This is a genomic window from Intestinirhabdus alba (genome assembly GCF_009711095.1).
GTDB classification, from domain to species: Bacteria; Pseudomonadota; Gammaproteobacteria; order Enterobacterales; family Enterobacteriaceae; genus Intestinirhabdus; species Intestinirhabdus alba.
On sequence record NZ_WMJZ01000008.1, the window covers coordinates 22708 to 41483 of the forward strand.

The window sequence follows — 18776 nt, forward strand, 5'->3', positions numbered from 1 at the left end:
AGGTCGGGATGAAGCGCGCATTCGGGCGCGTTATCGCGCCGATCGACCTGCCGGCCAACCAACCATTATCTGATGAGGTGACGTATGCGAAGACCAGGACTGGATAAGGTCTTTTTACAGGCGGTGATAATCGTGACGATCGTGATTCTGCTGACCATTCTGATAAGGTAGCAGAGTGCCAAAAAGGCGGTCGCCGCCTGTTTTCATTCCTGCCGGGGAAAACGTTATCGCCGCTCCCGGCCCCCTTGCCCCGTTCACGGTTATGCAACGGTGAGCGGAGCAAGGCGGCAATGCCCCGGGGGCCGGCAGACTGATTATGCCGTCGCCAGTTCCAGGGCACTATTATGTAATCTCACGATTAATTTGCCGAAAGATTCATCGGCGTGGTACTCCGTATGGCCGATATGGGTTTTGATGTTTTTAACGTTGGCTAAATCTGAATCGACCAGCCCGACGGGAAGCTTTTTGACGTTAAGTTCCCCAATTCGGTAAAGCCACTTTAGGATCCTGTCATTATCGCTAAAAATGTTGGTATGGATAATGTCGCGGGCGGATTTTATTTGTGAAATTCGCTCATCGTACTGTTCTTTATTAATGGCTCCGGCAATGGAAATAGAGGTGAGCACATTATCAGAATTGAGCGTGCGCATCGCTTCTGTTATCACCCTTACGCCGAGAGAGTGGCCGATAAAAATAGCCTTGTCGTCATCATCCCAGATGTCATTAAGCACTTTTGCCAGGTCTTTACCGGCCAGCGTCGCCTCTTTAGCCGCGCTGCTCCAGGCTGAAAACATAGCGGCCCCAAAGTATGCCATGCGTAATGCGTTAAGGCCCGGCAGCAGCGCGGTCGACAGCATTGCGGCGCGGGGGAGAGAGGAAGGGGTCAGCAGCGTTGACAGCGCGCTTACGGAGAGCTTTAAAACAGAAGAAGAACGCCACTTGACATAAATTAAGGGAGCATTAATGCGTTCCGCAATGTAATTAAGCCAGTCATCCTGTCTTTCGGTGAGAAAACCCGGGGCGATAACGACGGGTATTCCGTCAAGATGCTCATTCAGGGTGATGATTTCAGTCGCACAGTCGCGGCTTTTACCCAACGCAGAGGTATAAACATGCTTAAAAATTTTCATAGGGCGTCCTTTTTTGCGGATATTATAAAAAGACGCGCTATAAAAATGAATTAATTTATTAATTAACATGAGGTTAACGGGGGCGGTCGTTAACTATCCTGCCCCCTGCGGGTGGCCGCCCTGTTCGCTTTATCCCGCTGCGATGGTCGCTATGGATGCGCTGTTCAGCGACAGGGAGCGCGTCTGCCGGGGAGCGCGGCGTTGATCTGGCGCGGCCGTTCAGGCAGCCCCGGACGCCGACGGGTTAATAAAGCGACTCGAGGCCAGGAACTGGGTTATCTCGCGATAAAAATCATCGGGTTGATAGTTTCTGACGCAGGCGTACGTTTTATTGTTGGGACACCAGACGTCAAAATTCATCCCTGAGCCGAGGGTGAAGCTTTTGGCGCAGTGGCGGTACTGGCAGGTTTGATTCACCGCCAGAGCGTTCCAGCCGGGAACCCCGTGCCGGTAGGGCAGGCGGTACTCTCCGGGCACCACCGAATAGAGCGCGCAAATCGCGATATCGGTCGCCGCCGCCAGCGCGACGGGGCCGGAATCGCTGGCCACCAGCAGGGTTGTCCTGGTCATCAGATACACCGTTTCGCTCATGGTGAATTTATCGATGGCGTTAAACACCCGGCTATTGTTAATTTCGACGGTTTTTTTATGCGAATAAAAGTTGTTGTTGCTGCCAATCAGCACCACCGACCAGCCGTCGTCCAGGAATCGCTCAATCAGCGCTTCCCACGCCGCCGCGGGCCAGGTGCGGTTGGCAACGCCGCTATTGGGATGGATAAGCACCACCCTGCCGGTCAGGTTATTCTCTTTAAGAAAGGCATCGACTTTTGTCTTATCCACCTGGTCCAGAGAGAGCACGATCTCTTTACGGGCAGGGCTGGCTTTCCGCTGGCCCGTAAACTCGACGAAAGAGTCAATCTGGTGTTTTTCGTCAACGATATGTCTGACGGCGCTCGGCAGGTGGAAATTTCCCAGCTGTCGGGCAATATAAATTTCCTCATGCTGCTCTTTGCTGACGCTCTCAGACGGCCAGATCTCATCAACCCACGGGCATAAAGAGAGCAACCCATGATAAATTTGCGGAACAATACAGATAAACGGGCCGGGAAGCGTCTCTCTCAGCGCGTTCAGCGCGCCCGCGGCAAAAAGGACGTCTCCCATCGAATCGGCGAGCAAAAAGATTTGGCCGGGAGTATAGCCCTGCTCTAACCGCCGCTGGGTTTCATTAATAAACAGGCGCGGAATATCGCCATAGCGGTTTGCGTCAAGATACTGGCAGAGCTTTTTGTTGCTCTCCTGCCCGCAATCCTCATGAAAAAAGAGCGCCTTAATATTCTCTTTTTTCGCCGCGAAGATCGCCTGCGAGCACAGGCCATACACCTCTCCGGGCGTTATTCCGGCAAGGGTTAATACTTCCAGGGTCATGGCTTCGGGCAGGCGAAGAATATTAACGCCGCTGGGGCACAGGTTTTCCACCGCGCCTTTATAGTTCAGTAAAAAGACGAACTCAAAGCCCTTATTCTGAATCTCCCTGGCCAGACAGGCGTCTTTACCGGACTCTCCTAACGGATGATCGGTGCCGTCATCGACAAAAAACAGCGTTTTTTTCTGTTCACAAACCTCCCGGAGGGTGTCAATCATGCTGACGCCCGCCCCCAGCAGAGAGAGAAGACGGTTCACCGCTTCCCGGTCGAGCGTATGGTGAAAGTCGCTCAGATAGCGATAATGCGACGCTGAGGAGAATTCAGGATTATCGTTTTTATAAAAGTCATAAAAATAGTACTGGGTGGGAACCAGCTGGTTAAACAGGTAATTATAGACCTCATCCCACTCGCCGCTGTCGGTAAGCAGCTTTTGCTGAAAATTTTTGCCATACGCCCGCCACGGCAGACCCTCATTAAGCAGGGCGTTATACTGCTGGCGGCTAATAATATCGTTGAAGCTGCTTTCAAACAGGCAGAGCGACAGCGACAGGCCGTTGAGCCTGTCCTGGCGGAAAGCGGCGATCAGCGGGAAGTTAATGGTTTCCCCATACTGGACGGCGGAAAATATCCGCACGGAAGCGGCATTTATTTTTCGCGCAAAATGATAAACGGTAGCAAGCCACTCCGCCGTAATAGTTTCAGGGAAGTCGAAAATCATCACGTTTTCACGGTGCGGCAGGTTGAGCTGCTTATTTTTTATAAAAAAGAGCGACACGTCATTTTCCCTGCGGTTTATCAGGGCATCCGCGAAATGGTAAATATTGTAAGAACTTTCTCCGTTGATATAGATAGTTAAGTTATACATGAAATGCCTTTGTTAGCTGCTTCTTTACTCTGCTTGCCGGGCGGGAAACGGCGGCTTTCCGCGCTGAAACGCCACCGGGGCGGTGGCGCATCGTTGAAGCGAAATCCGTTATGCGGCCCGAATCGTGCAGGGAGTGCTCGTTGACGTGGTTAGCCGACCTTTTTAATCACGATCTCAATGCCGCTTTCGGCATAGGGCGTTCTCGTCTGGTCAACGCGAGAGACGTTGGTTAAATAGCTCTGGTTCAACAGCTCAATCTTCTGTATTTCAAAGGCACCGTCGATCTTCCGGAGCAGCTCAAGAACGTTGATGGATACCGGAGACCAGCTCTCTCTTTTGAAAATAGTGAAGGTGTGCTTATGGTCATAATTGAAGGTGGATGGCCAGACGCCCTGCTCGTACATATCTTCATCCGGGATCGTCAGGATCATATAGCCATTCTTTTTCAGCACCCGGAACCAGCTGTTCAGCGCCACCTCAGGATCCACCATATGCTCAAGGCAGTGCGCGGAATAGACAAAATCAAAGGCGTTATCGGGGACGTTATACAGATACTGCGCGTCGCCCTGGGGCAGATCGTAAAGCGTAACGGCTTTGATCAGCGGGAAGAGAGACTGATAAATACCGATGCTGTCATTGCCACCGCCAATATCAAGGCCGTATCCGGTTAACCAGCGGCTGGTGAAGCGGGCGTCCTGCAGGCGGCGATTGATGGACATGGAGGTTGTGCCCGTTACGCCGGCGCTAAGTTTGAATTTGGCCGTCGGATCGCCGGGCAGAATGTACGGCACCAGAACGTTATCTCCCCAGCGCTTTGGCCAGAGAACCGCGTAGCCGGTATCGTGAGGCAGCAGATAGACATCGTGCGTGGCGTTAAAACCCTGCAGAAGTTCGATAAATTTCTGCTTGTTGGCAAAATCGTTTTCCGCGATCTCGCCCATCGGCCCGTCATAGACCTCCAGTTCATCAAGATAGATACGGCAATCGTCAATAATGACGACGCTGTTATCGCATCTCCCCTGCAGCAGGGCCAGCTCTTCAAGAAGCGGTAGCTTTATCTCTTTATCCCATTTGCTGCTTTTATAGTCTTCATAGTGAAAATCGGCACCTGGATAGTGCGCATCGAGGAAAATCAGGCAGCGTTTCTCCGCCAGGGTAGAGGTAATCTCGGCGGAATTGAGGAAATCAATGCTGTCGGATAACGCGACGCTGATTTTATCGTTTTGCAACGCCTTCTGATGCAGGGCAGGATATATTTCACACGACAGTGCTTTGGTAAAACCATAAGCGACAGCGGCCTTACAGGAGACCCCTTTACCGTAACCGGTTTCGATAAAATGCGTCACGCCATAATCACTGACTAATACATTTATCGGAAAGCGTACCACATTCCCCATTTATATTTCCTTCGATATTTAATACTGCGTTAAAATTAATGTTATCACAGCTGTAAAGCGGTAGCTATAAGTTTCCAGACGACGACGGCGCAGAATGATTTTGCGCAAAGTGCTCAATTGTTAATGACTTAAGCTTTTGAAAAACATAGCTTTTATTTTTAAGGACCCAGCGTTGTGTGAATTAATAATATTTAAATAACAGCCTTTGTTAGCTTTTTGCAATAATAATATTAACGGCGGCGGGCCAGCGTCAATCATTGTTGGTAAGGAGTGTGCGAGGCGAATAAAAAATAATTTTTTTATCCCCGGCGTTTAAGTTTGGCGGCTAAGATGTCGCTTTTTATTTTTTTATATACCCTAAATAATTCGAGTTGCAGGACAAAACGCAGCGCGTTTTGAACAGCCCCGGGGCTGGCCCCGAAGGGGTGAGGCCATCAGGCCGAATCACGCGGCGACGCAGTGACAAATTCGTCAGGAACGAATTTGAACAGCCGCAGGCTGCCTCTGGTGAGAGACAGGGATGTCTCTCATTAATCCCCAGGAGCTTACTGGAGTAAGTGACTGGGGTGAGCGAGGACAAATCGGCTTAGCCGATTTGAACGCCGCTGGCGGCGGCCCTTCAGGGTGAGGCCCCAGGGCCGAATAAAGCCAACGCACATGCAACTTGAAGTATGACGGGTATAATTGCATTTTAGCGTACTGAATAATTTCAGCCGGCCAGGCCAACAAAACGTCAGAAATGCGCCGACGGGCCGTCGGCGCTTGCAGAATAGCGGTGCGGGTTACTGCACCAGCGCCGCTACCGTCTGTGGGGAAACCGGGTGGCCATACTTTCTGTATAGATAAAAACGGGGTTCAACGTAGATATCCATAATGTTCTGCGGCACGTCCGCGAACAGCCCGGCGGCCTCCTCTTTAACAAAGAAGGCGTTGGAGCCGGTCTGGGCGTTGCAGCACACCAGCCGGTAGCCGAATTCCTTGAAAAGCTCGACAAAGGCGGTTAACGAGGCCCCGTAATAATCGCTGCCGTCCCACTGATGCGTGGCGTTATAGGGCATGACAAAGCGGGTCGGAGGAATAAATTTCGCGTTGTACTCCACGATAAAGAGCGAGGGCAGCACGGACTCCCGCAGCAGCGCCTCAACGAAGTGGTAGTCATTGCCGTCGAGGTCGAGCGAGACAACGTCCGGGGTGGCGACCTGAAGGTACTGCAGGCCCTGAAGCGTCAGATGATAGAGGTTTTCGAGGGTGATCCAGTCGCGAAGGTAGCGCAGTCTCCGGGCCTGACTCACGTCAAACGCTAAGCTTTCGCCGCCGACCCAGAACCCTTTCCAGCCCAGGCTGGCTAAGATAAGGGTGTTATTTTCCAGCCCGTTGCCCACGCCATACTCTGCGTAAGTGCCCTGCGTCAGGCCCAGGCGACGGAGGATCTCAAGGGTAATGCCATCCTCGTCGTTTTGTGAGAACGCCTTCTGGCCGTAGCGGGCCAGCGGATTGGCGGACGCTTTGCGTCGGCTAATGGCGGCCTGTTCAAGCAACAGATCGTGAGCTTCGCTTAGGGACTGGGCGTTGGCCCAGGTAAGATTGCGTACAATTTCGAGGTCGGATTGCAGGGCATGGGTGTTGGCGGTATCGGTCATCTTTTTTCTCTGAAATAGTCGGTCTTGCGGGCCGGCATGGTAGGGACAGGGTTCCTGACGGCTAAAGCGACACCGCGAGAGAATAACTTAAATAAAATTTTATCCGCTGGCGTAAGGTGGCCATGTCGGGGCCGGGATAAGCCTCAGGCCGCTCCCGCCGGGCTAATCCCCTCCGGGAAAATCTCTCTCCGGCGCGTCGACTTCAGGCGGCTGTCCCGCTCCTGCGGCCGCATCGGGTTTTGAACGTCCGTCAGGACAACCTCGTTTACGCTCCGGTCGCCGTGTGCCACTGTTTATAAAATAAGTAAATTCTTATGTTCCATTGCAAAAAAATCAGAATTTAGACAAAATAAGCCCCTGTATTGGTTAATGATTATTCATCATGATGGGTCGCCTGATTAACTGTCTGATACTACTTGTATCACTGTTCGCTACCAGCGCCTGGGCGGTTAACTGCCAGCGCGCCTCTATGCCTTTAGAGAATACCATCTGCAATAATGACAATCTCCACTGGCTGGACAGCACCATGACGGTGATCTATCACGCCATGCTGACCGACAATCCCACCCCCCAGCTCGCCAAAAAATATCACGAATGGGAACAATCCCTGCGGCGCTGTACCTCCGACAGCTGTATCGAGCTGGCCTATTACCAGGGCATCAGCGCCATTTCCGACGTCGCGCCCGACTTTGACTGGGAGGGGCTGTGGTGGAACACCAGCGTGGCCAACCTCAGCGGCGGAACCATCCAGTTTAGCCGCAGCGCGGAGTGGTCGGTGACCACGGATATGCGTATCTGGTCGGGGCTGAACAGAGATGAATTTACCGCCGAGGCGCGCAAGCTGTACGGCATGGCGCTGGTCGAACGCATTGTCGATACCAGCAACTGCAAGCTGTTATTCATCCCGCGTAAAGACGGGGCGATTCAGGTTTACAGCAACGCCGACTGGGGGTGTCGCCTCTCCATGCCCACCGGGGCGTTTATCGACGGGCGCTACGTCCGTTCTGAACACGATCCCCGCCCGAAGCCGACGCTGCACTCGCTGGGGATCTTCGCCGATCCCGGCATGGACGCGCGTTTTCGCGCGCTGGTAGGGGGGGACTACCAGAAGTTTGTCGATACCGCTAATGTTTACATCTATCGGGACGACCTCGACAATATCGGCGCGACGGTGGTCTCGATGTGGGTGCGCGGCGCTGCCAACCGCCACACGGCGATTATTATGTATACCCCCAGCGATATCTGGGCGGCGAGGGTAGAGACCGACGTCGCCGGAAAGCCGCATTTGTACTACTTCAGCACGCGCGGCAACGACGTCAGGAAAATGCCGCGAACGCTTGCCAGCTGGAAGCTCTCTTATCTGGATAAATAACCCGCCGCGCCTTTCCCTCATCAGGCCAGCGTCCCGACAATGTTCAGGTCCGCGTCGTCCGGCACTTCGTTATAAGAGAGAATATGCAGCCCGCTGGCGAACAGTCGGCCATAGCGGGCAATCACCGGACGCAGCTGCGGGGTGACCAGCAGCAGCGGCGGCAGCCCCTTCGCCTTCATCTGCTCGTAGATCACCGGCATGGTGGTCTGCAGCTGGGTCAAAATATTCGGGTCGACGGGGAAGCTGTCCAGCGCCACCTTTCCGGCCTGCTGCGCCTGGTTGAGCGCCCCCAGCAGCATATTCTCCAGCTGGCTGTCGATGGTGTAAGCCGCCAGCTGTTTACGATCGCCGTTGATGGCGTGGACGATGGCGCGGCGCAGGGCATAGCGCACGTCGGAGGCCAGCAGGATGGGATCTTTCGTCACCGCGACGCTCTCCAGCAGGGTCGAGGCGATGGTCACGATATCCTTCAGCGAAACCTGCTCCAGCAGCAGCTGGCGGTACACGCGCAGCAGCAGGGTATAGCTAAAGGCGGCGTTGAGATCCTCCGCCAGCTTTGGAGCCTGCTGCGCCAGCCGGGCGTGCAGATGGGTGATATCGTCGTAATTGAACAGCTCCGGCAGGCAGGCGCGGGCGACCTTATTGACGTGGGTCGCCACCACGCTGGCGCAGTCCACCACCTGATAGCCGAGATTCAGCGCCTTCGCCTTCTGCTCCGGATCGATCCAGACGATGGCCATGCCGTAGGCGGGGTCCGTATCCAGAATGCCGTTGATTTCGCCGTACAGCTCGGTGCCGGGGATCGCCATCAGCTTATCGGCCTGCACCTCGCCGAGCGCGGTACGGATCCCGTTGATATGAATCGCGTATTGCGCCGGCTTCAGGCGGAAGTTCTCCCGGATGCGGATCTCCGGTAGCAGCACCCCGCACAGCTCGGAGATCACCTGCCGGACGCCGCGAATACGCTGCGACAGCGGGCTGCCCTTCGCCTCATCCACCAGGGTGACCAGCTTATAGCCGAGGTTCAGGCCGATAGGCTCCACCAGCGGAATGCTGTCCCAGGAGATGGCGGGCGTCGCTTCCGGGGTCAGGGCCTCGCTGAGGGCCTCCATATCCGTCTCGTCCTTGGCCGGCTGCACCGCCTTGCTCTGACGCCAGGCCGCGAACAGCAGCAGGGCGGTGAAGCTGAGAAAGGCGATGTGCGGCATTCCCGGCACGACGGCGAGAATAAACATCACGAAGGCGGCGGTATAGAGCACCTTCGGCCGGGAGAGCAGCTGGGTCTTAATCTCATCGCTGACGTCGTTGCCTTCGCTGACGCGGGTGACGATGATCGCCGCGGCGGTGGCCAGCAGCAGCGAAGGGATCTGGGCGACCAGGCCGTCGCCGATGGTCAGCAGCACGTACTGGCGGAAGGCGTGGCCGGCGTCGAGATCGTACTTAAAGATACCGATACAGATACCGCCGATCACGTTGATGATCAGCACCATGATCCCGGCGATGGCGTCGCCGCGGACAAACTTCGAGGCCCCGTCCATCGCGCCGTAGAAGTCCGCCTCCTTTGACACCTCCTGACGACGCCTGCGCGCCTGCTGCTGGTTAATCAGCCCGGCGTTCAGGTCCGCGTCGATGGCCATCTGCTTACCCGGCAGGGCGTCCAGGGTAAAGCGCGCGGAGACCTCCGAAATACGCTCCGCCCCCTTGGTGACCACCACGAAGTTAATGATCATCAGGATCACAAACACCACGAAGCCGACGACGAAGTCGCCGCCAATCACCACCTGGCCAAAGGCTTCAATAACCTTACCCGCCGCGCCTTCGCCCTCATGGCCGTTCAGCAGCACCACGCGGGTGGAGGCGACGTTCAGCGTCAGACGCATCAGCGTGGTGATCAACAGCAGGGTCGGGAAAATGGCAAAGTCCAGCGGACGCTGCATATTGACCGAGACCAGCAGTACGATGACCGCCAGCACGATGTTAAAGGTAAACAGAATATCCAGCATCAGCGGCGACAGCGGCAGAATAACCATTGCCAGCACGCAGAGAAGCAGAATAGGCACGCCGATCTGCCCCTGTCGGAGCACGGCCAGCGCGTTGCGTAATTTACTGTTCGCCATTGGCCTTCAGTACCTCTTGAGGAATGTTGATCTGCCTGTTCAGGCGGGGTTGGTGTTGGACATTGCCTTCGCGCCAGGATTTGAGCTGCACGACGTAGGTCAGCACGTGGGCGATAGCGCGAAAAAGCTTTGCCGGGATCTGCTGATTGACGCGGGTGGTGTAGTAGACCGCCCGCGCCAGGGGCGGAAACTCCACCACTTCAACGCTGTGTCTGGCACCCACTTCGCGGATCCAGAGCGCCACGTCGTCGACCCCTTTGGCCACGATATAAGGCGCTTCGGCGCGCTGGGGATCGTATTTCAGCGCCACGGCGTAGTGGGTCGGGTTAGTGATGATCACGTCCGCCGTCGGCACGGTGCGGGCGATCTGCCCCATAGCCATCTGCCGCTGCAGCTGGCGGATGCGCCCCTTAATCTGCGGGTTGCCATCGTTGTTCTTATGCTCCTCTTTGACCTCCTGTTTGGTCATGCGCATCTTTTTGGTAAACAGGAACTTGCTCAGGGGCACGTCCAGCAGGGCGAAAATCACGATCACGCTGATAAAGTAGATGAAGACGTGGCGAAAAATGGCGAACCCCTGGACGATGGCCTGGCGCAGATGCATCTGCTGCAGGTGCAGCAGGTCGTGCATCGCATCCTGTACCAGCATATACAGCGCGGCGAGAATAATGCCGCACTTGAGCAGCATCTTGCCCACCTCCGTATAGTGGCTGGCGGAGAACATCCGCTTGACGCCGCTGATGGGGCTGAGTTTTTTAAAATCCGGCTTCAGCTTAACCGGCGCGAAAATCCAGCCGCCCGGCACCAGGCTGGCGACAACGCAGCACAGCGGTACCGGCACCAGGGTGGCGATAAAGCGCAGCAGCACCCAGAGATTCAGCAGCATAAACTGGCTCAGGGCGGTGGGATCGTCGGGGCGGCCGGCAAACTCGCCGACCGCGGCAAACGACTCGCGGATCAGCTGCTGATAATAGGGCAGGAAGGTGCCGAGGGTGAAAAAGGAGGCCACCAGCCCCGCCGCCATGGTCAGATCCTTCGAGCGCGGGATGTCGCCTTTTTCCTGCGCCTTGCGCAGTTTGCCGGGGGTGGGTTTTTCGCTTTTATCGCCGCTGGAGGACATCAGCGCACCCTTATGGCGTCAAGTTTCGCCAGCACGTCATTGGTCAGGTTGAGATAGTGATCCGGAATATTGGTCATCATCATCGAGATACAGAGCAGGCCAAACAGCATACTGATGGGAAAGCCCAGCGAAAACAGGTTCAGCGTTGGCGATACGCGGTTCAGCAGCCCGAAGCCGCCCTGCACGATCAGCATCACAAAGGTGGTGGGCAGGGCGATAAGCGTGGCGGAAGCCATGATCCAGCCCAGCCCCTGCACGATCAGCAGCAGCGTCGGATGGTTGATCGCCTGGCCGATGGGCCAGTAGCTGAAGCCCTTATAGAGAATGGTGACCAGCAGCAGGTGGCCGTCCATAATGAAGAACAGCAGGGCGCAGAACACATAGATAATCTGCGCGATCACCGTCGTGGAGCTGCCGTTAACCGGATCGTTCATCATCGCCATCCCCAGCCCCATGTTCATCGACAGGATGTGCCCGGCGGTTTGCAGGGTCACGAACACCAGCTGCAGCGCCATGCCGAAGAGAAATCCCCACAGCAGCTGCTCGCCGATCAGCAGAATGGTGCGCATGGAAAGTAGCCCTTCCGGCGTCACGTCGTTGGGCAGCATCGGGGTAATGATCACCGCCAGGGCCAGCGCGACGGCCACCTTGATGCGCCGGGAAAAGGCCCGGTTGTCGAGCACCGGCGCAAAGTGCAAAAAGGCGAGGATGCGAAAGAAGGGCAGCATCAGGGCCAGCAGCGGCGTGAACAGCGTCTGAACGTCGATTCCCATCGTGGTTTACCCTACCAGCGCCGCCGCCTGGTGAAAGATCTGGATGGTAAAATCCACCAGCTGCGTCAACATCCACTTGCCGGCGAAGATCAGCACGCCGAGGGTGACCACCAGGCGCGGCAGAAAGCTCAGCGTCTGTTCGTTAATCTGGGTGGTGGCCTGAAAAATACTGACGCACAGCCCGACGATCAGGCTGGGAACGATGGCAACGGCGGAGATCAGCAGCACCAGATGGATGCCGGTCGCCATAATGTCGCCCGCGGTGTCCATGTTCATCATCGCTACAGGCCCTGAACGCTGGAGGTGAGCGTACCGACGATCAGCGTCCAGCCGTCGCACAGCACGAACAGCATCAGCTTAAAGGGCAGCGAGACGATCAGCGGCGACAGCATCATCATCCCCATCGCCATCAGGATACTGGCGACGATCAGGTCAATGACCAGGAAGGGAATGTAGATCATAAAGCCGATCTGGAAGGCGGTTTTCAGCTCGCTCAACAGATAGGCCGGGGTGATAATGGTCAGATCCTGCTCGCGCGCGTCGCCTTTGATGCCGGCGATGCTCATCATCTGCGCCATCGCCTTATTGTTGGTCTGGGCCAGCATATATTTTTTCAGCGGCACTTCCGCCTTCGCCAGCGCCTGCTTCAGGGTGATCTCATCCCGCTGAAACGGCTCGACGGCGTCGGCGTAGATGGTGGTCCACACCGGGCGCATCACCAGCAGCGTCAGCGCCAGGGCGATCCCGGTGAGGATTTTATTGGGCGGGCTTTGCTGCAGGCCCAGGGCCTGGCGCAGAATAGCCAGCACGATAATAAAGCGGGTGAAGCAGGTCATCATCAGCACCATGATCGGCAGCAGGCCGAGCAGGGTCATCAGGATCAGGATTTCAATCTTAACGTTGTAGTCCTGGCCCGCGCCGTTGGCGGCGGTGCTGAACAGCGTGACGTCGCCGCCTGCGGCCAGCGCCGGCGACGCAAGGGCCAGCCCCAGCAGCAGCAGGGCGATGCCGCCCCGATTAAACCCGCGCTTCATCGCGTCAGCTCACCCAGCTCTTTGGCGTTGAACTCAATGATGCGCAGGCCGTACTTATCGTTAAGCACCACCACTTCCGCTTTGCCGAACTGAATGCCGTTGACCTTAATATCCAGCGGCTCGCCCGCCATCTTGTCCAGTTCAATCACCGAATCGCCGTTGACCGACATCAGTTCGGCCAGAGAGATATTCACCGAGGCGACCTCAAGGGTCAGGGTCACCGGAATGCGGCTGAACAGCGCCATTTTGCGCAGGTCGGTCAGCGCGGCGTTCGCGGTTTCCGGCTGTAAATCGAGGCGAATATTGCCTTCAACGGTCTCCTCCTGCGGCATGTCGCTCAGGTTCAGGTCGTCAAGGTCAAGGGTCTGGCTCAGCTCGTGTTGCAAATCACTCATATTGCTTCTCGGTTGTCTTATCATGGATATCGCACAAAAACAGTTTGCTACGATCTTCGACGATAGCAGCCTCAAAAATCTGTTCTTTGCCGATAAATACCGGTAAAGGTTCGTTAATTCCGATAGGGATAATATCGCCAGGCTTAATGTCGGCGATCTGGGCGACGGTCAGGTTCAGGCTGGCCAGACGCCCGGTCAGCTTTAGCGGCAGACTTTCAAACAGTCGTTCTATCTGCACAGGGCTTAGCTGCGCGCTTTTGGCGACGCGGTTGCCGGAGCCGTCCGGCGAGCGGAGAATCGCCAGCATCCGATCGACGTGATGATGGTCAAGCAGAATCGTAAAGGAGCCGTGGTCGTACCCGGCGAGGGTAAAGGTAATGCACCAGGACCAGTGGCTAATTACCGCAGAGTAGTCGACCTTAATTTCCAGGTTCTCGCCAAAGGTTTCTTTGCAAATCACCAGCTGGGTCAGCTCCTGCCCCAGTTTACTCTTCAGACGCTCTTCTGTTTTGGTCACGCGCAGAGATTCATCCGGCGCAACGTGGTTGCTGTCTTTACTTAAGCCGTAAAAATCATGGAGGATGTTGAGTAATAAAATACGGTCGATAACAAACGCGACATTACCATAGGGCGTCGAAAACACCTGCGCATTCTTATATTGTTGGTCGATGGCGAAGGTCATCGACTTCAGCGCGGCGTTAACGCGAAGTTTTTTCAGAAAATAAATGCTCAGACGCGCATCAAGAATGTCAAAACTGTCATTCATCAACTTTGGTAACTTGTGCCACGGACGACCGAGTTTACGGGTGTCGAGCTTTACCAGAGAAGATAAATCCTTTCGCTGATGAATTCTTGCTCGCTGTGATGCAGGGTTCATGATTATTCCGGGTTACCAAAAGATCAGGTGAAAAATAACGCCACTTTCTGGTGGTGTGCAGATTGAACCGTAAAAAAATCCCTGGAGGTATTTGAGTTTTAAAAACGTTGTGTCGCTCTTACCTGTCATGGGAGAGGTTTCACTGGCGAACTTCCCACCGGTTCCATCAGGGGGTAGATTAGACAATCTTAAGTATGCTATTGCAAGTATTGATGGGTTATTAATCCATTATTTATCCAGGATTTTTCTTATTCCTGTGTTTGTTAATTCATTGATTTATATGGATTAATATTTTAATACCCATTAAAAACAAGACAATTCTTAATCCCTGCGTATACTGCCCGAACTTCAGGGAATTTACCTTAGTCAAAAGTTAAAAAAACTCCCCGTTTTTATTAACATCTGCCGGGTATTTATTAACAAAAAGGATTTGCGTACTTTCTTAAGGGTGCTCTTGATAATTATTGAAAAGCATATTTCTTAATTTGTCTTTTTCTGTTGGTATACCTAAATGAGTATTATCATTGAATGCGAAGATCGTAATGAGAACGGCTTTGTCGCCGTTTCTCCAGCCAGCGTTAGCGTCATGTCGCTGGCGCGTCGCGTTGCTAAGTATAATGTATCGGTACTGATTACAGGCGAAACGGGAACAGGTAAAGAATGTATTGCTAAATACATTCATGAGAATGCCAGCGGCAGCGATGCGCCCTACGTTGGGGTTAACTGCGCCGCTATTCCGGAAAGTATGCTGGAAGCTATTTTATTCGGCTATGAAAAAGGTGCCTTTACCGGCGCGGTAGCGGGCGTGGCGGGTAAATTTGAACAGGCCAACGGCGGAACGCTGCTGCTGGATGAAATTGGCGATATGCCGCTGGCGCTGCAGGCGAAACTACTGCGGGTATTACAGGAGCAGGAAGTTGAGCGCCTCGGCAGCCATAAGCGTATTCCGCTGGATATTCGCCTGATCGCCTCAACCAATAAAGACCTGCAGCAGGAAATTGCCGAAGGGCGTTTTCGTCAGGATCTCTACTACCGTATTTCGGTGGTGCCTATTCATATCACGCCGCTGCGCGAGCGTCGACAGGATATCCTGCCGCTGGCCCAGCGCTTTATCGCTAAATACCGCGCCTTTCACAAGGGCGAGCTGCGCCTGAGCGACGACGCGCGCGCGGCGCTGCTCAGATACGACTGGCCGGGCAACGTCCGGGAGCTGGAGAACGTGATCCAGCGCGGGATGATTTTATGCAACGGCGAAGTGATTGACGCCGCCGACTTTGGCCTTGGCCAGCGCGCGGCCCAGCCGGAGGCACAGGTTATCGACATGATGCCCGCCTACCGCGAGCAGGCGGCGGACAGCCGCTCGATCCGCGACGTCAAGCTGCACGGCCGCCTGGCGGAGTACCAGTACATCATGGAGCTGCTTAAGCGCCATAAAGGGAATAAGTCCAAAACAGCGGCGTTCCTCGGCATCACGCCGCGCGCCCTGCGCTATCGTCTCGCCTCCATGCGCGACGAAGGCATTGATATTGAATGTTATTCCTGAGGCCATGAGGAAGTGAAGAATGGATAAAATTACCGCCGCAGGCATTAACGTTACGCGCCACGAGCTGCTGGGAAGAATGCAGCAGACCGCCGCGCTGGCTTCGGCCGGATCGGTTGAGGCCGCCCCCACCATCGCGCCCGCCAACGATCTGTTCGGCATCAGCGAACCGGTTTCCTTTTCCGGCGTGCTGAACGAGGCCATTAATCACGTCGACGCCGTTCAGCACAGCGCCAGCGCCCGGCAGCAGGCCATCGATATGGGCCTGAGCGACGATTTAACCGGTGCGATGATCGAAAGCCAAAAGGCCAGCGTGGCTTTTTCGGCCATGATGCAGGTGCGCAACAAGCTCACCACGGCGCTGGACGAAGTCATGAATATTCCGCTCTAAGGTTTTTTCTGTGCTAACTAAGATTAAAAGTCGTTTCCCCTCCCTGTCAGTACCGTCTGCCCTGAACAAGCCTAAAATCCTGGTTATCGCGGGCGGCGTCGCGCTGGCGGCGGCGATCGTTCTGTCGCTGTGGTATCGCAACCAGGGCTATGTCGCGCTCTACGGCTCCCGGGAGCATCTGCCGGTCGCCCAGGTGGTCGAGGTGCTGGGGGCGGAAAATATCGCCTACCGCATTAACCCGGAGAACGGGCAGATTCTGGTGAGCGAAACCACGCTGCCCAGGGCGCGAATGGCGCTGGCGGCGAAAGGTATCAGCGCCCTCACGCCGGACGGCTACGAGCTGATGGATAAAGACGAGCTGCTGGGCAGCAGCCAGTTTATCCAGAATGTCCGCTATAAGCGCAGCATGGAAGGGGAGCTGGCGAAAAGCATTATGGCGCTGGACCCGGTGGAAAACGCGCGCGTGCACCTGGGGCTAAATGAGTCCAGCTCCTTTGTGCTGACCAACAAACCCTCCAGCAGCGCGTCGGTGATGGTGCAGCTGCGCTACGGCAAAAAGCTGGACGAGCAGCAGGTGGCCTCCATCGTACAGCTGGTGGCGGGAAGCGTGCCGGGGATGCAGCCTGAGTCGGTGCGGGTGGTCGATCAGAGCGGCAACCTGCTGTCGGAAGGCGTCACCGGCCCTGACGGCGGCACGGCGGGCAAGCGCATGGGCGAAGAGGTCATGCAGCGCATTCGCGAAGACACCCGGCAGAATATCGCCACCCTGCTGACCTCGCTGGTCGGGGCGGGCAACTTTCGTATCAGCGTCGCCCCGACCGTGGATCTCAGCCGCGTGGAGGAGACTCAGGAGCGGCTGGGCAAAGAGCCGCGGGTCAGCGACGAGCAGTTGAGCGAAGAGAACACCACCAACGAGATGGCGTTCGGCATTCCCGGCTCCCTGAGCAACCGCCCGGTCAACCAGGCCCCGCAGGCCGCGGCGGACCAGGCGGCGGGCAACCCGCCCGCGGCAAACGCCGCCAACGACACCAACCCGCGCTCGCTCTCCAGCCGCAGCCAGCAGCAGCGCAAATATGCGTTCGATCGCGATATCCGCCATATCCGCCATCCGGGCTATAAGCTGGAAAAAATGAGCGTGGCGGTGGTGCTCAACCAGGCCGCTCCGGCGCTGGAAAAGGTTACGCCGGAACAGCTGGCCACCATCACCCGGCTGGTGGAGAGCGCGGCGGGCATTGAGAAAAACCGCGGCGACGCCCTGACCCTGGACGTGCTGACCTTCACCGCCCCGGAAAGCGAGGTGATACCGGAGCTGAAGTGGTGGCAGGACCCCGCCATCCAGTACTGGGGACAGAACGGCGGCATCGGGCTGCTGGCCCTGCTGGCGCTGCTGTTCGGCCTGCGTCCGCTGGCGCAGCGCTTTAGTCGCCGGGAGCCGGTCACCCCCGACGGCGAAACCGCGAAGAAAGCGCTGGAGGAACCGGACAACGACCAGAAGGTGAGCGATGAAGAGTTTGTCGGGCTGTCGAAAGCGGCGTTCAACAATAATGAAGAGCTGCTGCCGCCGCAAAGCTCCGGCCTGGAGACCAAAGTCGAGTTTCTCCAGCTGCTGGCCAAAAGCGAAACCGAACGTGTGGCAGAGGTACTGAAACAATGGATCAACAGCAATGACCGAAGCAACAGCAAACAGGAATGATCAACAACAATCCTCCTCCGGGCGCAGCCGTCTGGAACAGGCGGCGATCCTGTTGATGAGCGTTGGCGAGGAGGCCGCCGCGCAGGTGATGCAGAAGCTGAACCGCGAAGAGGTGGTGTTGTTGAGTGAGACGATGGCGCGGCTTCACGATGTGAAGGTGCATCAGGCGCGCCAGGCGATGAATAATTTTTTCTCCGATTACCGCGAGCAGAGCGGGATCAACGGGGCCTCGCGCACCTACCTGCGCAGCATCCTGGAAAAGGCGCTGGGCAGCGAGATCGCCCGCAGCGTGATCAACGGGATCTACGGTGAGGAGATCCGCTACCGCATGGCGCGCCTGCAGTGGGTGGATACCCCGCAGCTGGCGGCGCTGATCGAGCAGGAACACCTTCAGCTGCAGGCGGTGTTTCTCGCCTTCCTGCCGCCGGATATCGCCGCCAGCGTGCTCAGCGTTCTGCCCCAGGAGCGGCAGGATGAAATTATCTATCGCGTGGCGCGGTTGGACGATATCAACCGCGACGTGATCGACGAGCTGGACCGGCTGATCGATCGCGGCGTGGCGGTGCTCTCTGAACACGGCTCGAAGGTGGTCGGCCTGAAGCACGCGGCCAACATCGTCAACCGCATTCCCGGCAACCAGCAGCAGCTGCTGGATCAGCTGCGCGAGCGCGATGCGAAGGTGGTTGAGGATCTGAAGGATGAGATGTACGAATTCTTCATTCTCAGCCGCCAGACCCCGGCGACGCTGCAGCGCCTGATGGAGGAGATCCCGATCGAAGAGTGGGCGGTGGCCCTGAAGGGGACGGAGCCGGTGCTGCGCCAGGCCATCTTTAACGTGATGCCCAAGCGTCAGGTCACGCTGCTGCAAAGTACCACCAACCGCCTGGGACCGGTGCCGCTCCGGCGCATTGAGCAGGTGCGGAAAGAGATTATGCAGGTGGTGCGCCAGCTGGCCGAAGAGGGCGAGATCCAGGTGCAGCTGTTTGCCGAGCAGACGGTGGAGTAAAG

17 protein-coding genes are annotated in these 18776 nt (G+C 56.3%); 6 read left to right on the forward strand and 11 right to left on the reverse strand.

The features are described 5' to 3' along the window. Nucleotides 1–84: 84 nt before the first annotated feature. Nucleotides 85–171, forward strand: coding sequence for a magnesium transporter protection protein MgtU (gene mgtU / locus GJV78_RS24115; RefSeq protein WP_407929046.1), 87 nt, complete (start codon nucleotides 85–87; stop codon nucleotides 169–171). Between the two features lie 143 nt (nucleotides 172–314). Here mgtU and GJV78_RS07690 read toward each other — a convergent pair whose 3' ends face one another. The 4 genes from GJV78_RS07690 to GJV78_RS07705 form a co-directional block, all read right to left on the reverse strand. Then, nucleotides 315–1130 (reverse strand): DUF726 domain-containing protein, encoded by an 816-nt coding sequence (locus GJV78_RS07690; RefSeq protein ID WP_167519436.1) that lies wholly within the window; start codon nucleotides 1128–1130, stop codon nucleotides 315–317. A gap of 219 nt (nucleotides 1131–1349) precedes the next feature. Further along, nucleotides 1350–3329 (reverse strand): glycosyltransferase family 9 protein, encoded by a 1980-nt coding sequence (locus GJV78_RS23560; RefSeq protein WP_167519437.1) that lies wholly within the window; start codon nucleotides 3327–3329, stop codon nucleotides 1350–1352. Nucleotides 3330–3568: 239 nt separating this feature from the next. Continuing rightward, nucleotides 3569–4816: a methyltransferase domain-containing protein gene (locus GJV78_RS07700; RefSeq protein WP_155107775.1), complete on the reverse strand. Its 1248-nt coding sequence runs from the start codon at nucleotides 4814–4816 to the stop codon at nucleotides 3569–3571. 782 nt (nucleotides 4817–5598) lie between these two features. Continuing rightward, nucleotides 5599–6456, reverse strand: a complete 858-nt coding sequence (locus tag GJV78_RS07705) for a hypothetical protein (protein WP_209439237.1) — start codon at nucleotides 6454–6456, stop codon at nucleotides 5599–5601. Nucleotides 6457–6838: 382 nt separating this feature from the next. Here GJV78_RS07705 and GJV78_RS07710 point away from each other — a divergent pair, with 382 nt between their 5' ends. Then, a complete protein-coding gene (locus GJV78_RS07710; protein WP_155107776.1) occupies nucleotides 6839–7828 on the forward strand; it encodes a lysozyme inhibitor LprI family protein in 990 nt (329 codons plus the stop codon). A 20-nt stretch (nucleotides 7829–7848) separates the two neighbouring features. Here the strand turns inward: GJV78_RS07710 and GJV78_RS07715 are convergent, their stop codons facing one another. The 7 genes from GJV78_RS07715 to GJV78_RS07745 are packed head-to-tail and all read right to left on the reverse strand — an operon-like array spanning nucleotide 7849 to nucleotide 14033. Then, on the reverse strand, nucleotides 7849–9945 hold the full coding sequence (locus GJV78_RS07715; protein ID WP_155107777.1) for a flagellar biosynthesis protein FlhA: 2097 nt from the start codon (nucleotides 9943–9945) through the stop codon (nucleotides 7849–7851). Beyond that, nucleotides 9932–11068, reverse strand: coding sequence for a flagellar biosynthesis protein FlhB (flhB, locus tag GJV78_RS07720; RefSeq protein WP_167519454.1), 1137 nt, complete (start codon nucleotides 11066–11068; stop codon nucleotides 9932–9934). Before flhB ends, GJV78_RS07715 begins: the two co-directional genes overlap by 14 nt. Beyond that, complete coding sequence (fliR, locus tag GJV78_RS07725; RefSeq protein WP_155107779.1) at nucleotides 11065–11838, reverse strand: flagellar biosynthetic protein FliR; 774 nt, start codon at nucleotides 11836–11838, stop codon at nucleotides 11065–11067. The genes flhB and fliR overlap by 4 nt, the downstream gene beginning before the upstream one ends. 6 nt (nucleotides 11839–11844) lie before the next feature. Next, entirely contained in the window at nucleotides 11845–12117 is a 273-nt protein-coding gene (gene fliQ, locus GJV78_RS07730; RefSeq protein ID WP_167519438.1) for a flagellar biosynthesis protein FliQ, read from the reverse strand. Nucleotides 12118–12119: 2 nt separating this feature from the next. Continuing rightward, nucleotides 12120–12872, reverse strand: a complete 753-nt coding sequence (gene fliP / locus GJV78_RS07735) for a flagellar type III secretion system pore protein FliP (RefSeq protein ID WP_155107780.1) — start codon at nucleotides 12870–12872, stop codon at nucleotides 12120–12122. Beyond that, nucleotides 12869–13267: a flagellar motor switch protein FliN gene (gene fliN / locus GJV78_RS07740; protein ID WP_155107781.1), complete on the reverse strand. Its 399-nt coding sequence runs from the start codon at nucleotides 13265–13267 to the stop codon at nucleotides 12869–12871. Before fliN ends, fliP begins: the two co-directional genes overlap by 4 nt. After that, a complete protein-coding gene (locus GJV78_RS07745) occupies nucleotides 13260–14033 on the reverse strand; it encodes a FliM/FliN family flagellar motor switch protein (RefSeq protein ID WP_230979093.1) in 774 nt (257 codons plus the stop codon). Before GJV78_RS07745 ends, fliN begins: the two co-directional genes overlap by 8 nt. 622 nt (nucleotides 14034–14655) lie before the next feature. Between GJV78_RS07745 and GJV78_RS07750 the strand changes: the two genes are divergently transcribed. The 4 genes from GJV78_RS07750 to GJV78_RS07765 are packed head-to-tail and all read left to right on the forward strand — an operon-like array spanning nucleotide 14656 to nucleotide 18774. Beyond that, nucleotides 14656–15687: a sigma-54 interaction domain-containing protein gene (locus GJV78_RS07750; protein WP_155107783.1), complete on the forward strand. Its 1032-nt coding sequence runs from the start codon at nucleotides 14656–14658 to the stop codon at nucleotides 15685–15687. 19 nt (nucleotides 15688–15706) lie between these two features. Next, a complete protein-coding gene (gene fliE / locus GJV78_RS07755) occupies nucleotides 15707–16075 on the forward strand; it encodes a flagellar hook-basal body complex protein FliE (RefSeq protein WP_155107784.1) in 369 nt (122 codons plus the stop codon). Between the two features lie 10 nt (nucleotides 16076–16085). After that, nucleotides 16086–17768, forward strand: coding sequence for a flagellar basal-body MS-ring/collar protein FliF (gene fliF, locus GJV78_RS07760; protein ID WP_167519439.1), 1683 nt, complete (start codon nucleotides 16086–16088; stop codon nucleotides 17766–17768). Further along, nucleotides 17740–18774 carry a flagellar motor switch protein FliG gene (locus GJV78_RS07765; RefSeq protein WP_155107785.1) on the forward strand — a complete coding sequence of 345 codons (1035 nt, stop codon included), beginning with the start codon at nucleotides 17740–17742 and terminating at the stop codon, nucleotides 18772–18774. The genes fliF and GJV78_RS07765 overlap by 29 nt, the downstream gene beginning before the upstream one ends. Nucleotides 18775–18776 lie beyond the last annotated feature (2 nt).

Excerpts from the sequence above, each read along its gene's own strand:
- fliP (WP_155107780.1), bottom strand. The coding sequence starts at position 12,872 with ATGAAGCGCGGGTTTAATCGGGGCGGCATCGCCCTGCTGCTGCTGGGG.
- GJV78_RS07700 (WP_155107775.1), bottom strand. The coding sequence starts at position 4,816 with ATGGGGAATGTGGTACGCTTTCCGATAAATGTATTAGTCAGTGATTAT.
- GJV78_RS07690 (WP_167519436.1), bottom strand. The coding sequence starts at position 1,130 with ATGAAAATTTTTAAGCATGTTTATACCTCTGCGTTGGGTAAAAGCCGC.
- fliQ (WP_167519438.1), bottom strand. The coding sequence starts at position 12,117 with ATGATGAACATGGACACCGCGGGCGACATTATGGCGACCGGCATCCAT.
- GJV78_RS07705 (WP_209439237.1), bottom strand. The coding sequence starts at position 6,456 with ATGACCGATACCGCCAACACCCATGCCCTGCAATCCGACCTCGAAATT.
- mgtU (WP_407929046.1), top strand. The coding sequence starts at position 85 with ATGCGAAGACCAGGACTGGATAAGGTCTTTTTACAGGCGGTGATAATC.
- GJV78_RS07715 (WP_155107777.1), bottom strand. The coding sequence starts at position 9,945 with ATGGCGAACAGTAAATTACGCAACGCGCTGGCCGTGCTCCGACAGGGG.
- GJV78_RS07745 (WP_230979093.1), bottom strand. The coding sequence starts at position 14,033 with ATGAATGACAGTTTTGACATTCTTGATGCGCGTCTGAGCATTTATTTT.
- fliR (WP_155107779.1), bottom strand. The coding sequence starts at position 11,838 with ATGGGAATCGACGTTCAGACGCTGTTCACGCCGCTGCTGGCCCTGATG.
- GJV78_RS07710 (WP_155107776.1), top strand. The coding sequence starts at position 6,839 with ATGATGGGTCGCCTGATTAACTGTCTGATACTACTTGTATCACTGTTC.
- GJV78_RS07765 (WP_155107785.1), top strand. The coding sequence starts at position 17,740 with ATGACCGAAGCAACAGCAAACAGGAATGATCAACAACAATCCTCCTCC.
- fliE (WP_155107784.1), top strand. The coding sequence starts at position 15,707 with ATGGATAAAATTACCGCCGCAGGCATTAACGTTACGCGCCACGAGCTG.
- GJV78_RS07750 (WP_155107783.1), top strand. The coding sequence starts at position 14,656 with ATGAGTATTATCATTGAATGCGAAGATCGTAATGAGAACGGCTTTGTC.
- fliN (WP_155107781.1), bottom strand. The coding sequence starts at position 13,267 with ATGAGTGATTTGCAACACGAGCTGAGCCAGACCCTTGACCTTGACGAC.